This is a genomic window from Methylobacterium sp. 22177, from assembly GCF_052045615.1.
Lineage (GTDB): Bacteria > Pseudomonadota > Alphaproteobacteria > Rhizobiales > Beijerinckiaceae > Methylobacterium > Methylobacterium radiotolerans.
On record NZ_JBQEPK010000003.1, the window covers coordinates 111,781 to 124,605 of the forward strand.

Below are 12,825 nucleotides of genomic sequence, written 5' to 3' on the forward strand. Positions count from 1 at the left end.
CGCGAGGACGGTGCGGGTCCGTCACCCGGTCGCCTCAGCCGGATACCCTCTCAGACCTCGAGCAGGTCGATCAGGAACGGGATCAGCGGCGCGTCGGCCGGCGGCATGGCGAGATCGCGCAGCGCCTTCGGCCGGACCCATCTGAGCGCCTGCCCCTCCATCGGGCGCGGCGTGCCGGTCCAGCGCCGGCAGACGTAGAGCGGCATCAGAAGGTGGAAGTCCGGATAGGCGTGGCTGGCGAAGGTGAGCGGCGCGAGACACGGCTCCTCGACCCGGATGCCGAGTTCCTCGGCGAGCTCCCGGATCAGCGTCTGCTCGGGACGCTCGCCGGGCTCGACCTTGCCGCCGGGGAACTCCCAGAGACCGGCGAGCTGCTTGCCCGCCGGGCGCTCGCTCACCAGGACGCGGCCGTCGACGTCGACGAGGGCGACGGCGACCACGAGGAGCAGGCGCAGGGGCGCGGCCGCGGGGGCGCTATCGGGCGCGCTCACTGCGCCACCGCGAAGGTGGCCGAGACCTCGGAGGACATCTGGATCGTGCCCGCCTCGAGGGGCACCCGCCGCCCCTTGGCGGCCATCGGGGCCGCGCGGGCCATCTCCGGCGCCGGGCGGTACGGCGTGGCGGCCGCGGTGCTCAGCGTGCAGAGCGGGCCGAGCTTGGCGCCGACCGCCTCGGCGAGGGCCTCGGCCCGGCTGCGGGCGTCCCGGGTCGCCGCCACCTGAAGGGCCGCCTCGCTCTTGTCCGGGTCGCGCAGCCCGAAGCTGACGCCGTCGATGCGGTTGGCGCCGGAGTCGAGGGCCTGCCGGAGCAGGTCGCCGAGGCGGTCCATGTCGGCGAGCCGGACCGTGACGAGGTTGCCGGCGCGGTAGCCGTCGGGCTCCTCGGTGACGGCGCCCCCCGGCCGGGCGACGGGGCGGGTCGCCGCCTGCAGGGTGACGGCGGCGGTGCCGATATCGGCCGGCGGGACTCCGAGGGCGCGGGCCTGCGCCGAGACGCCGGTCACCGCCTTCGAGGCCGCGTCGAGGGCGGCCGCCGCACTCGCCCCGCGCGCCTCGATGCCGACGGTCACCTCGGCGAAGTCCGGCGCCCGCATCTCCGACGCGCGCCCGACGACGCTGATGTGGCGCTTGCACGCCGCGTCGTCGGCCCGCGCCGCGGTCGCGAGGCCCAGGACGAGGAGGGCTCCGGACAGGAGCGCCCTCACGAGCGGTAATCCCCGTTGATCTCGACGTAGGCCTTGGTCAGGTCGCAGGTCCAGACGCGGGCGGTGCCGTCGCCCAGGCCGAGATCGACCCGGACCGTGATCTCCGGTTCGCGCATCACGGCGCTCGCCGCCGCCTCGCTGTAGTCGGGGTCGCGGGCGCCCTGGACGGCCACCCGCACGTCGCCGAACCAGATCGCGAGCCGGTCGCGGTCGGCGGGCTCGCCGGCCTTGCCCACGGCCATCACCACGCGGCCCCAGTTGGCGTCCTCACCGGCCACCGCGGTCTTCACCAGCGGCGAGTTGGCGATCGACATGGCGATGCGGTGCGCGGAGGCGTCGCTCTCGGCGCCGGTGACCCGCACGGTGACGAACTTGCGCGCGCCCTCGCCGTCCTTGGCGACGAGCTGGGCCAGCTCGATCAGCAGGCCGTCGAGCGCCTCCCGGAAGCCGGCGAGCCGCGCGTCGGCGGGATCAGTGACCGCCGGGTTGCCGGCCCTGGCGGTGGCGAACAGCATCAGCGTGTCGGAGGTGGAGGTGTCGCCGTCCACGGTCACGCAGTTGAAGCTGGTCTTCGTCCCCGCGGACAGGAGCGCCTGCAGCACGTCCTGCGGCAGGACCGCGTCGGTGAAGACGAAGGACAGCATCGTCGCCATGTCGGGGGCGATCATGCCGGCGCCCTTGGCGATGCCGTTGATCGTCACGCGGACGCCGTCGATCTCGGCCGTGCGGGTGGCGAGCTTCGGGAAGGTGTCGGTGGTCATGATCGCCCGGGCCGCCGCGGTCCAGGCGGCCGGCCCGTCCTCGGCCCGCGCCGCGCAATCCGCGAGCACGCCGGCGAAGCGCTCCGCCGGGAGCGGCTCGCCGATCACGCCGGTCGAGGCGACGTAGACCTCGCGCGCGGTGCAGCCGGCCGCCGCCGCGGCGATCTCGACGGTGCGCGCCACCGCGTCGCGCCCGAGGCGGCCCGTGAAGGCGTTGGCGTTGCCGGAATTGACCACGAGCGCCCGCGCCGACCCGTCCGCCAGGGCGTCGCGGCACCAATCCACCGGCGCCGAGGGGCATTTCGACCGGGTGAACACCCCCGCCGCCCGGGTCCCCGACTCGAGGGCGACGTAGAGCACGTCGGTGCGGCCGCTGTAGCGGATCCCCGCCTGGGCGGTCGCGATTCGCACCCCCGGCAGGGGCGGCAGGTCGGGCATCGCGGTCGGCGCCAGCGGGGAGACGGGAGGGGCTTTCGCGGACGACATCGGCTCGGGCTCCGGCAGCGCGCGGCACAGGTTCCGCGGCGGCCCGGTGTTGCCCGCGCGACCCCTCCGGCGTCAACTCCGTGCCTAGCCTATGGTCAGGCTGCCGGAGTGCATCGCCTTTGTGCAACGGCGGCGCCGAATGCGGCGCGATCACGGCGCCGGGCTTGCGTGGGGATTGCATCCCAGCTTAGCATGCTGCATCGCAAAGCCAGCGCGAAGTCGAGTGCGGAATGCCCCCAGCCGACGTCGAGACTGCCTCGAGCAGCCTTCCCCAGGGCAGCTGCTACCGGATCCAGGTCCTGGTGGTGGGCCGCCACAAGCGCTGGCGCGACGAGGTCTCGACCCAGGTCCGGATGCTGGGCTATCAGGTCACCGCCTGCGACCGCGGCGTCGACGCCATGACGGTTCTGGCCCTGGGTCTCCCGGTCGACGTGATGGTGGTCGACACCGCGCTGCAGGGCGGCCTGTGCTGCGCGCAGCTCGCCGTCGAGTCCCGGGCCCTGCGCCCGGCCCTGCGCATCATCCTCGCCAGCGACCCGGTCGACGCGGTTGGGCCGGACGCGTCGGCCCGCGTGCCGGACGCGCTGCTCGTCCGGCGCGACCAGCTCCAGAACGGGATGGTCGCCACGACCATGCGCGAGGCGCTGGCGAACCGCGCGGCCTGAAGTCCGGCGCGACGGCCCGAGAAGGCTCGCGACGCGGCGCTCGAATCGTGCCCGACGCGACTCACGGCGTCGCCGCGCCTCCGCGCAGGTTCGGGACTGCCGCGATCGGAACTTCCCGCCCGATGTCAGCAACGCGCGCGGCGCCGCGCGGCGATCCAGATGCAGCACCCGCGTGATCCGGTGAGAGGGATCCGCGCGGAGTTCTGACGCGGCTCGGCAGCGGACACGCGCAAGGCGAAGCTGTCGGGCGGCCCGGGACGCGCGGTCAGAACTGGTCCATCGCGGCGAGAACGCCCCGATTGCCGTCTGCGCGCGCGGCCCAGGGTCTGCGGCCGCCTCGTCCGGCCGAGATATCAAGTCTATTCTCGGACAGGGACACCCTATATCTATAGTACAAGTTGAACTTGATCGAGTGACACGATGTTGTCATGATCGTGTCGTCTATCATCCGGCCGAGAAATTGGCTTGTTCTGTGGAAGATACGCCTGTGACAATTGGGATACGCGCGCGCGTCTACGCGGGATTTGCAGTGCTCGTCATGATCACGGGCATCATCGGTGCATTCGCGATCTACCAGCAGGGTGTGATCAGTGCTGACCACGCGCTTCAGGAGCGGGTGGAGCGGGGTGCACAATCGGTCCTGCTGATCGACGGTCATGCCGCGCGCCTCATCGGAGCTGCCGAACGGTACCGGCTCCAGCCGGATCCCGATCTGATCGTCGCGATGGAGCAGACCCGGCGGGCGATCGAGCAGACCTGCGACAAGTACTTCTCGCTGGCCATCACGGACGGAGGGCGGAAGCTGTACGACGACATGCGGGAAGCCGCCCGCGCGATGAAGCCGGAGCTGGAGCGCCTCGCGGCCACGGGTGCGAGCCTGCGTGAGGCCAGGGCGAGACTCTACGAGACCGGCAATACCCTCACGGTCCTTCTCGGAAACATGCTCGCGGACGTGCGCGCCCGGGGCGGCGAGGCGATGCTGGCGCGGACCGAGCACATCGAGAATGCGATCCTGCGGTCCCGCATCGCGTCGGCCCGCTTCGTGATCGGCCTGGATCCGCAGGATCGCAGCGCCTTCGAGCAGCGGGCCGAGCAGGCTCTGGCGACCCTGGACGCGTTCAAGGACACGCAGGGCGGCGCGGCCTTCGCGCAGCAGCTCAGGGCCGTCCGCGACGCGCTGATCGCCGCCGCGGCCGGCTTCCGCGCGTACGATCAGGCGGTGGCGTCGGCGAAGGCGACGTTCGAGACCGGGATCAAGCCCCACGCCGACGCGATCGACCGGCTCGGCGTCGCGCTGCGCGACCGGATCGTGGCCGCCGGCGAGCGGATTTCCCGGGACACCGCGCTGGCCGCCTCGCGGGCCCGGTACATCCTGATCGGTCTCGTCGCCGCGGCCCTGCTCCTCGGCGGTGTCCTGGCCCTCGTGCTGGCCCGCAGCATCATCCGGCCGGTCGCCGGCATGACGGAGGCGATGACGCGGCTGGCCGGCGGCGACCTTCAGGTCGCCGTGCCGCACCGCGACGCGCGCGACGAGATGGGCGCGATGGCCAAGGCCGTCGACGTCTTCCGCCAGAACGCCGTCGCCCGGGTCGAGCTGGAGGCGGCGCAGGCCGCCGAGCGGGAGGCCCGCCTGCGCCGGGCCGAGCGGGTCGAGCAGCGGGTCCAGACCTTCCAGCAGAAGATCGCCGCCTCGCTCGACATCGTCACGGCGGCGACCAGCGAGCTCGACGCGACCGCTCAGGCGATGACCCAGGTGGCCGAGAATACCAATAGCCAGGCGATGACGTCGAGCTCGGCCGCCGCGCAGACCTCGGCGAACGTCCAGACCGTCGCGTCGGCCGCCGAGGAGATGGTCTCCTCTCTCCAGGAGATCGAGCGGCAGGTCGTGCGCTCCAACGAGGTGGCCGGTCACGCCGCCCACGAGGCCGAGGCGACCAACGCCGCCATGGCGGGCCTGCGCGCGGCCGCCGAGCAGATCGGCGCCGCCGTGGTCATGATCTCCGGCATCGCGAACCAGACCAACCTGCTGGCCCTCAACGCCACCATCGAGGCGGCGCGGGCCGGCGAGGCGGGGCGCGGATTCGCGGTCGTGGCCTCCGAGGTGAAGGAGCTCGCCGCGCAGACGGCGCGGGCCACCGGGGAGATCGGCGGCCAGATCGCCGCGATCCAGGCGTCCTCCGGGCAGGCCGCGGAGGCGATGGCGCAGATCGCCCGCACGATCGCCGCCGTGAACGAGATCAGCGGCGCCATCGCGGCGACCGTGGTGCAGCAGACGGCGGCGACCGGCGAGATCTCGCGCAATGCCGGCGAGGCCGCGCGGGGCACGGAGGGGGTCTCGGCCAGCGTCGCGCGCGTGCTGGCCGCCGCTCAGGAGGCCGGCAGCGCCGCCGCGCAGGTCCAGAGCGCGGCGTCCGAACTGGCGACCCAGTCCCTGACGGTCAAGCGCGAGGTCGCCAGCTTCCTCAGCGATATCCAGGCCGCGTGAGCGGGCGGCCTAGATCGCGGCGGCGGGATCGGTCTCGTCGCCGTCGCGGCTCCGCCGCTCGCGCGGCCGCCGATCCAGGAACGAGCGGCCGATGGCGCGCAGCGGCGCCGTGAGCCGGCGGACATCCTCGGCCCGCTCCATGATGCGCTCGCCGTTGCGGATCTCCTTGTCGAGCCGCGCCATCGTCCGGGCCAGGGCCGGATCATCGTCGTCCAGCCAGACCTGGGTCACGCGGGCGAAGGCGATGACCACGCCCTGCAGCTTGAGCTGCCCGAGCGAACCCTCGGTGTCGATCCCGGCCGCCGCCAGCATGTAGCGGTGCGAGTTCAGCATGACGCCGTTCAGCGCCAGCATCGAGAGCGGCTCGCCGCGGAGCGCGTAGGCGATCCGGCGCAGTGCCGGCTTGTAGGGCTCCATGGCGTCGAGGCGGCGCATCAGCACGTCGAACAGCCGCTCCCGGCTCGGCTCCTCCTCCAGGCCCGTGAGGTCGCCCTCCAGAACCTTGCGGTCGATGATGCGGGTCAGGCCGCCGAGGACAGCCCCCTTCGAGGGGAAGAGGTCGCGCAGCTCGGCCAGCGTGAGGCCGGCCTCGCGGGCGATGTCGCTGACCTCGATGTCGTTCCAGGGCTGCTCGGCGGCGAGGCGCATCAGGGCCTCGACGGCGGCCTCCCGGGGCGGCAGCTTCGGCGCACCGCCCTTCGCCCCCGCATCGGCAGCTTCGGCCGCACCGGCCCGGGCGGCCCCCGGCGCGACGCCCTCGGGCGCGACGCTCGCGTGGGCAGCGCTCTCTTGATCGGTGCCCGCCTTGGCGGGGCTCGCGGCCTTGCGGGGCCGCTTGGAGGGGGCTTTGCTGTCGGTCATGAGTCGGTCGCCCGGTCTGATCGGTCGTGTCGCCTCATGTAGGCGGACGGGCCGCGAAGGGCAGGTCCGTCGCGCGGCCATGCCGCACGGACGCTGCCCGATGTCAGCCCCCGCCATCAGCCCGATGTCAGCCGGACAGTTCCCCCGCCCGCCGACGGGCCGCGGCCACGGCCTCCCGCATCAGCGCGCCGAGGCCGTCCGGCCGCATCAGCACCTCGAGGGCCGCCGCGGTCGTGCCGCCGGGCGACGTGACGTTGCGGCGCAACTCCGCCGCCTCGGCCGGGCTGGCATCGAGGAGCGCGCCGGCCCCCGCCACGGTCGCCCGGGCGAGGCTGCGGGCGACCTCAGGTTCCAGGCCGGCCGCGATGCCGGCCTCCGCCAGGGTCTCGGCCAGCAGGAAGACGTAGGCCGGTCCGGAGCCCGAGACCGCCGTCACCGCGTCGATCTGCGCCTCGTCGGCGAGCCACGCCACCGCGCCGTTCGCGGCGAGCAGCGCCTCGGCGGCCGCCCGCTGCGCCGGGGTGACCTCGGGGCTCGCGCAGGCGCCGGTGGCGCCCCGGCCGATGCTCGCCGGGAGGTTGGGCATCGCCCGGACGATCGCGCGCGCCCGCGGCAGCCGGCCGCGGAGATCCGCGACGGTCTTGCCGGCCAGGATCGAGACGAGGAGCGTGTCGCGGCCGATGAGCCGGTCGAGCCCGGGGGCCGCCGTGTCCAGGCCCTGCGGCTTGATCCCCAGGACCAGGACGGCGCCGGGCTCGGGGTCGGTCGGGTTCAGGGCGATGCCCCGCTCGGTGCAGAGATCCACGATCGGGCGCGCGGGCACCGGGTCGACGATGGTGGTGCGGCGCGGGTCGAGGCCCGCGTCCAGCCAGCCCGCCAGCATCGCGCCGCCCATCTTGCCGGCCCCGGCCAGGACCAGGGAGGCGGGCATCCGCGCCGTCGAGGCGCCCGGCCCGGTCACGCCTCGCCTTCGGTCTCGAACAGGACGGCGTCGAGGGCCTCGCGGGCGCTCTTGCCGGCCCAGAGGACGAACTGGAACGCCTGGAAGTAGCGCTCGCAGGCGTCGACCGCCGTCCTCATCATGGTGGCGCATTGCGGATGGGTCGGGACGGCGCCGCCGGTCAGCAGCAGCGCGTGCCGGAACATCACCACGCTGTCGGTCGTCCAGAGGTCGAAGTGGCCGACCCAGAGCTGCTCGTTGATCAGGGCGATGAGGCGCATCACCTCGGTGCGCTGCCGCTCCGGCACCTTGAGGTCGAAGGCGCAGGCGACGTGCAGCGCCTCGACGTCCTCGATCCACGTGAAGGCGACGTTGTAGTCGGTCCAGCGACCGGGGCTCGTGACCGACATCTCGTCGGTCTCGGCCCGGTCGAAGATCCAGTCGCGCAGGGAGGCCAGCCGCTCGACGACGTCGAGCGGATGCTCGTTCCGGTCCGGGTCGTGGAAGTCGACGTTGAGAAGCGGCATGACGATCCAAATGGACGGCCCGGACGAGATCCGGCCCGACGTGGCGGTGACGCGAAACCGGAGCGCGAGAACACTCCGAGAACTTGAACGACCGGCAGATCTAGGCCGGCGGTGATGCGATCGACTGTCGAAGCTCTGCGGACATCGCCCCGCTGCCCCCGAATCACCCTATGCCCGACTATAGACCGGCCGTGACTCGCGACACAAAGTGCAGGTCACATTCAGTGAACAGGAAACCGGATCGTCGACGCCGCTTCCTGTGTAAAAGCCCGCGGCGTTGCCGCGGAGACTCAGACCACCTCGCTCAGGCCCGCGGCGCCCGCTCCGGCGCTGCCGGCTCGCGCCTCCAGGGCCGCCACGCGGGCCTTCAGGGCCTCGTTCTGCGCCTGCAGCTGGGTCACGAGGTCGCGGAGCACGTCGAGCTCCTCGCGCGAGGCGATGTCGAGGTCGCGGACGACGCGCTCGAGCTGCGCCCGGACCACGGTCTCGGCCTCGCGGCGGACGCCCTGGGCGGCGCCGGCGGCGTCGGTCATCAGGCGGGCGAGGTCGTCGAACAGTCGATTGGAGGGGGGCATCGGGGTCTCCCGGATCGGCCGGCTGCCGCGGCGGCCGCCTGACGGCGCGATTCGAGCCGACGAGATAGGAATCTTCGCGATGGGGAGCAACGCCCGGCCCGGTCCGGGACCGAGCGGGGAGGCGGAGCAGGGCCGTCGAGGCCCGCTCCGCCGACGCCATCACATGTGGCGCATCATGCGGCGGTGCATGCGGCGATGCATCATCCGGCGCTCCATCCGGCGGTGCATCATGCGACGCTCCATGCGCCGGTGCATCATGCGGCGCTCCATCGGGGTCAGGCGGACGTGGGTCACCGCGTCGGGGGCCGCGACGGCGCCGGGCATCGCGGGGGCCGCCGAGGCCGGCTGGACGAGGGCGGCGCCGCCGAGGGAGGCTAGCACGGCGAAGGCGAAGGTCAGTTTCCTCACGAGGAGACTCCAGTTCTCTGAAGGCCGGGCTCGGCGCCCGGTTCATCCTCCCGGATGGGAGGTGCGGAGAGTCGTCTCGTGCCGGGGGACGGCACGGCGGGCCTGCGAGGACCCGCCGCCATCAACTTCCGATTTAGAGATTCGTTTCCTCGAACGCCTTCACCCACTCGGCGCAGATGCCCGAGCGGACGATGTCGTTGCGGGTGAACTCCACCACCGGGATCGGCATCATCCGGCTCTTGACCATGTGCATGACGGTGCGCAGGCCAGAGGTCTCGCGCAGGTCGGTCTGCGAGACGTCGCCGTTGATGATGACCTGGCAATCGTCGCCGATCCGGGTCAGGAACATCTTGATCTCGTTGATCGTGGTGTTCTGCGCCTCGTCCAGGATCACGAGGCAGTTCTTGAAGGTCCGGCCGCGCATCACCTCGAAGGGGACGATCTCGATGTCGCCGGTCTTCAGGGCGATCTCGAAGGCGGCGGCGCCCATGCGCTCCTTCATGGCCTCGGTGAGCGGGGCGACCCAGGGGGCGATCTTCTCTTCCAGGGTGCCGGGGAAGTAGCCCAGCGACCGGCCCGAGGGCACGTTCGGGCGGGTGATGACGACCTTGGCGATGCGGCGCTGGCGGAGCTGGTCCGCCGCGCGGGTGCCGGCGATGAAGGTCTTGCCGGTGCCGGCGGGCCCCAGGACGATGACCTGCGGCGAGCGGGCGAGGGCGTCGAGGTACTCGGCTTGGCGCTCGGTGAGCGGTTGGATGGGAGCGAGATTGCGTTCTTCGTCGAAGCGTGTGCGATGAATGCGGGACGTGCGGTCTTCAACCAGTTCAAGTCGTGCGCGGCGTCTCTTCATGGATGTACACTCCAACGGGACTTGCCAACCTGGATCTGTATCTGAACTGCCGTTTACCTGCGTGCTCCCGGGTCTACTCGTTTGCGGAACTTAATACCGGCCCCAGGCCGAAGGTTCCGCCCCGCGCTCGTCCGCCTGTGGAGAGCGTCACGACGTTCCGTGCGCGGCCGAATACGCGATGCAACTGACGCACCATCGCGATTCGCGCCCGACGATTGCGCGTCGGGTGTGACTAAGGGGTGACGGTCGGTCGAGAGGCTTCGGAAAAGCCGCGCGGCTGGCGCGGATGCATCAGGTTCGGGACGGTGGTGTCGCGGTGACGCGGCATCCGGCACGATCGCGATCCTCCCCGCCCGCACGGGCGAAGCCGGCCGACCCTGCCGCCCTGACACGTCCGGGCTTGGTCGGCGGGACTAGCTCGATCCGGCCTGGACGAAGCTGTCGAGGACCATCTTCCGGCCGGCCTTGTCGAAGTCAACGGTCAGCTTGTTGCCGTCGACCGCGGCGACCGTTCCGGGGCCGAACTTGGTGTGGAAGACCCGCTGGCCGGCCTGGAAGGCCGAAGGCGCGCCGGTCGACTTGGCGATCAGCTCGCCCTCGATCTGGCGCGGACCGCCCGCTTGGCCACCGGACCGGCCGCCCGGGGCCGCCGCGCGGAAGCCGCCCGCGGCGCCGAACCCGGACCGGCCGCCCGGCGCGGTGTTGGCCTGCGCCCGCTGCCAGCCCGGCGTGCCGTAGCTCGACCCGAACGGCGCCGGGTTGCGGTCGAACCGCGAGGCGCCGGCGGAGAAGTGGGCGGGGGCCTCGACCACGTCGACCGCCGTCTCGGGCAGCTCGTCGATGAACCGGGACGGGATGGTCGAGGACCAGAGCCCGTGGATGCGCCGGTTGACCGCGAAGGACAGCTTCGCGCGCTTGCGCGCCCGGGTCAGGCCGACATGGGCGAGGCGCCGCTCCTCCTCCAGGCCGGCGCGGCCGCTCTCGTCCAGCGCGCGCTGGTTCGGGAACAGGCCGTCCTCCCAGCCGGGAAGGAACACGGTGTCGAACTCGAGCCCCTTGGCGGCGTGGAGCGTCATCAGCGAGACCCGCTCGGCGCCCTCGGCCTCGGAGGCCTCCATCACCAGGGAGACGTGCTCCAGGAAGGCCGCGAGGTCGGGGAACTCCTCCATGGAGCGGACGAATTCCTTCAGGTTCTCCAGCCGGCCGGCGGCGTCGGCGGAGCGGTCCTTCTGCCACATCTCAGTGTAGCCGGACTCCTCAAGGATGGTCTGCGCGACCTCGCTGTGCGGCTGCGATTCCACGAGCCGCGCCCACCGCGAGAAACTCTCGGTGAGCGCCCGCAGGGTGGAACGGACCCGGGGCTTCAGCTCGTCGGTCTCGCACAGGCGCTCCGCGGCGATCCGCAGCGGCAGCCGGTTGGCGCGGCCGTAGGTGTGGAGCTGCTGCAGGGTGGCGTCGCCCAGGCCGCGCTTCGGCGTGTTCACGATCCGCTCGAAGGCGAGGTCGTCGCTGACGTTCACGGTGGCGCGCAGGTAGGCCAGCGCGTCGCGGATCTCGGCGCGCTCGTAGAAGCGCGGGCCGCCGATGACCCGGTAGGGCAGCCCGAGCTGGACGAACCGGTCCTCGATCTCGCGCATCTGCGCGGAGATCCGCACCAGCACGGCGATCTCCGACAGGGGGTGCTGCTTGGACTGGAGGGATTCGATCGACTCGGCGAGCATCCGCGCCTCCTCCTCGGAATCCCACGCGCCCGTGACGGTGACGCGCTCGCCCGGCTCGTCGTCGGTGCGCAGGGTCTTGCCGAGGCGGCTCTCGTTCTTGGCGATCAGCCCGGAGGCGGCGGCCAGGATGTGGCCGGTGGAGCGGTAGTTGCGCTCCAGCCGCACCACCACCGCGCCCGGGAAGTCGTGCTCGAAGCGCAGGATGTTGTCGACCTCGGCGCCGCGCCAGCCGTAGATCGACTGGTCGTCGTCGCCCACGCAGGCGATGTTCTTCCGGGCCTGCGCCAGCAGGCGCAACCACAGGTACTGGGCGACGTTGGTGTCCTGGTACTCGTCGACCAGGATGTAGCGGAACCGGTCCTGGTAATTGGCCAGGACGTCGGGGTTCTCCCGCCAGAGCTTGAGGCAGAGCAGCAGGAGATCGCCGAAATCGACGGCGTTCAGCGTCGCGAGCCGGGCCTGGTAGGCCGTGTAGAGGGCGCCGCCCTTGCCGAACGCGAAGGCCGCGGCCTCGCCCGGGGGCACCTGCTCGGGGCCGAGGCCGCGGTTCTTCCAGCCGTCGATGGCGTGCGACAGGGCCCGGGCCGGCCAGCGCTTCTCGTCGACGTTCTGGTCGGCGATGACCTGCTTCATCAGCCGGAGCTGGTCGTCGGTGCCGAGGATGGTGAAGTCGGATTTGAGCCCGACCAGCTCGGCGTGGCGGCGCAGGATCTTGGTGCCGATGGCGTGGAAGGTGCCGAGCCAGGGCATGCCCTCGCCGGCCGGCCCGATCAGCGCGCCGATCCGGTGCTTCATCTCCCGGGCGGCCTTGTTGGTGAAGGTCACCGCCAGGATGTCGAAGGGACGCGCCCGCCCGGTGGCGATCAGGTGGGCGATGCGGGTGGTCAGCACCCGGGTCTTGCCGGTGCCGGCGCCGGCCAGCACCAGGACCGGGCCCTCCGTGGTCTCGACGGCGCGGCGCTGCTCGGGGTTCAGCCCCTCGAGGTAGCCGGCCGCCTCGCGGCGGAGGGCGCCCATGGCGCGGGCGGCGATGGACGTGGCGGGCGCGCCGTCCCCGGCGGCCTGCGGATGCGGACGGTTCTGCATCCCGCTTCCCTGGACCAAATCGCGAACGGCGTCGAGGCCGTTCGCGCCGCGAAGGGGGGCGGAGCCATGAAACGCGGCTGCCCGCGCCGGGACGATCCGGGGTCTGCAGGCGCGCGCCGCCTTCCCCTCGGCGGCCGCGGATCGGCACGTGTGCGACCGGGGGCGCCAGCCGCGGAGCGCGACGAGCCCCCTCTCCTCCACGGGAGAGGGGGACCCGCGCCGGGTCCGGAGGCCGCAGGCCCGGCGTGCCGCGAGC

12 protein-coding genes are annotated in these 12,825 nt (G+C 72.4%); 2 read left to right on the forward strand and 10 right to left on the reverse strand.

Translation table 11 applies throughout. The annotated features are described in order from the left end of the window. Nucleotides 1–50: 50 nt before the first annotated feature. Genes ACTJK8_RS05015 through argJ form a run of 3 tightly spaced genes read right to left on the reverse strand, consistent with a single transcriptional unit; the run spans nucleotide 51 to nucleotide 2,451 of the window. Nucleotides 51–491, reverse strand: a complete 441-nt coding sequence (locus ACTJK8_RS05015; protein WP_012321850.1) for a (deoxy)nucleoside triphosphate pyrophosphohydrolase — start codon at nucleotides 489–491, stop codon at nucleotides 51–53. Then, nucleotides 488–1,204 (reverse strand): SIMPL domain-containing protein, encoded by a 717-nt coding sequence (locus tag ACTJK8_RS05020; RefSeq protein WP_440761611.1) that lies wholly within the window; start codon nucleotides 1,202–1,204, stop codon nucleotides 488–490. Before ACTJK8_RS05020 ends, ACTJK8_RS05015 begins: the two co-directional genes overlap by 4 nt. Then, on the reverse strand, nucleotides 1,201–2,451 hold the full coding sequence (gene argJ / locus ACTJK8_RS05025; protein ID WP_440761612.1) for a bifunctional glutamate N-acetyltransferase/amino-acid acetyltransferase ArgJ: 1,251 nt from the start codon (nucleotides 2,449–2,451) through the stop codon (nucleotides 1,201–1,203). Before argJ ends, ACTJK8_RS05020 begins: the two co-directional genes overlap by 4 nt. Before the next feature lie 230 nt (nucleotides 2,452–2,681). On the opposite strand from argJ, the gene ACTJK8_RS05030 reads away from it, so the two are divergent. Further along, nucleotides 2,682–3,116 carry a hypothetical protein gene (locus ACTJK8_RS05030; protein ID WP_012321853.1) on the forward strand — a complete coding sequence of 145 codons (435 nt, stop codon included), beginning with the start codon at nucleotides 2,682–2,684 and terminating at the stop codon, nucleotides 3,114–3,116. Nucleotides 3,117–3,654: 538 nt separating this feature from the next. Continuing rightward, the gene (locus tag ACTJK8_RS05035) at nucleotides 3,655–5,601 is read left to right on the forward strand and encodes a methyl-accepting chemotaxis protein (RefSeq protein ID WP_440761613.1); all 1,947 of its coding nucleotides are present in this window, start codon (nucleotides 3,655–3,657) and stop codon (nucleotides 5,599–5,601) included. Nucleotides 5,602–5,610: 9 nt separating this feature from the next. Here the strand turns inward: ACTJK8_RS05035 and ACTJK8_RS05040 are convergent, their stop codons facing one another. From ACTJK8_RS05040 to ACTJK8_RS05070, 7 genes are all read right to left on the reverse strand, one after another. Further along, nucleotides 5,611–6,462 (reverse strand): TetR/AcrR family transcriptional regulator, encoded by an 852-nt coding sequence (locus tag ACTJK8_RS05040; protein WP_440761614.1) that lies wholly within the window; start codon nucleotides 6,460–6,462, stop codon nucleotides 5,611–5,613. 127 nt (nucleotides 6,463–6,589) lie between these two features. Continuing rightward, complete coding sequence (gene proC / locus ACTJK8_RS05045) at nucleotides 6,590–7,393, reverse strand: pyrroline-5-carboxylate reductase (protein ID WP_043074846.1); 804 nt, start codon at nucleotides 7,391–7,393, stop codon at nucleotides 6,590–6,592. Nucleotides 7,394–7,419: 26 nt separating this feature from the next. Further along, entirely contained in the window at nucleotides 7,420–7,929 is a 510-nt protein-coding gene (locus ACTJK8_RS05050) for a YbjN domain-containing protein (RefSeq protein WP_012321857.1), read from the reverse strand. A gap of 290 nt (nucleotides 7,930–8,219) precedes the next feature. Next, entirely contained in the window at nucleotides 8,220–8,504 is a 285-nt protein-coding gene (locus ACTJK8_RS05055) for an accessory factor UbiK family protein (RefSeq protein WP_440761615.1), read from the reverse strand. 159 nt (nucleotides 8,505–8,663) lie between these two features. Next, a complete protein-coding gene (locus ACTJK8_RS05060; RefSeq protein ID WP_012321859.1) occupies nucleotides 8,664–8,912 on the reverse strand; it encodes a hypothetical protein in 249 nt (82 codons plus the stop codon). A 133-nt stretch (nucleotides 8,913–9,045) separates the two neighbouring features. Beyond that, nucleotides 9,046–9,762 carry a PhoH family protein gene (locus tag ACTJK8_RS05065; RefSeq protein ID WP_012321860.1) on the reverse strand — a complete coding sequence of 239 codons (717 nt, stop codon included), beginning with the start codon at nucleotides 9,760–9,762 and terminating at the stop codon, nucleotides 9,046–9,048. A gap of 413 nt (nucleotides 9,763–10,175) precedes the next feature. Beyond that, nucleotides 10,176–12,569 (reverse strand): ATP-dependent helicase, encoded by a 2,394-nt coding sequence (locus ACTJK8_RS05070; protein WP_024828489.1) that lies wholly within the window; start codon nucleotides 12,567–12,569, stop codon nucleotides 10,176–10,178. Nucleotides 12,570–12,825 lie beyond the last annotated feature (256 nt).

What these genes read in the sequence shown, in the direction of transcription:
- argJ (WP_440761612.1), bottom strand. Translation starts at nt 2,451, where the DNA reads ATGTCGTCCGCGAAAGCCCCTCCCGTCTCCCCGCTGGCGCCGACCGCG.
- ACTJK8_RS05030 (WP_012321853.1), top strand. Translation starts at nt 2,682, where the DNA reads ATGCCCCCAGCCGACGTCGAGACTGCCTCGAGCAGCCTTCCCCAGGGC.
- ACTJK8_RS05035 (WP_440761613.1), top strand. Translation starts at nt 3,655, where the DNA reads ATGATCACGGGCATCATCGGTGCATTCGCGATCTACCAGCAGGGTGTG.
- ACTJK8_RS05040 (WP_440761614.1), bottom strand. Translation starts at nt 6,462, where the DNA reads ATGACCGACAGCAAAGCCCCCTCCAAGCGGCCCCGCAAGGCCGCGAGC.
- proC (WP_043074846.1), bottom strand. Translation starts at nt 7,393, where the DNA reads ATGCCCGCCTCCCTGGTCCTGGCCGGGGCCGGCAAGATGGGCGGCGCG.
- ACTJK8_RS05050 (WP_012321857.1), bottom strand. Translation starts at nt 7,929, where the DNA reads ATGCCGCTTCTCAACGTCGACTTCCACGACCCGGACCGGAACGAGCAT.
- ACTJK8_RS05055 (WP_440761615.1), bottom strand. Translation starts at nt 8,504, where the DNA reads ATGCCCCCCTCCAATCGACTGTTCGACGACCTCGCCCGCCTGATGACC.
- ACTJK8_RS05065 (WP_012321860.1), bottom strand. Translation starts at nt 9,762, where the DNA reads ATGAAGAGACGCCGCGCACGACTTGAACTGGTTGAAGACCGCACGTCC.
- ACTJK8_RS05070 (WP_024828489.1), bottom strand. Translation starts at nt 12,569, where the DNA reads ATGCAGAACCGTCCGCATCCGCAGGCCGCCGGGGACGGCGCGCCCGCC.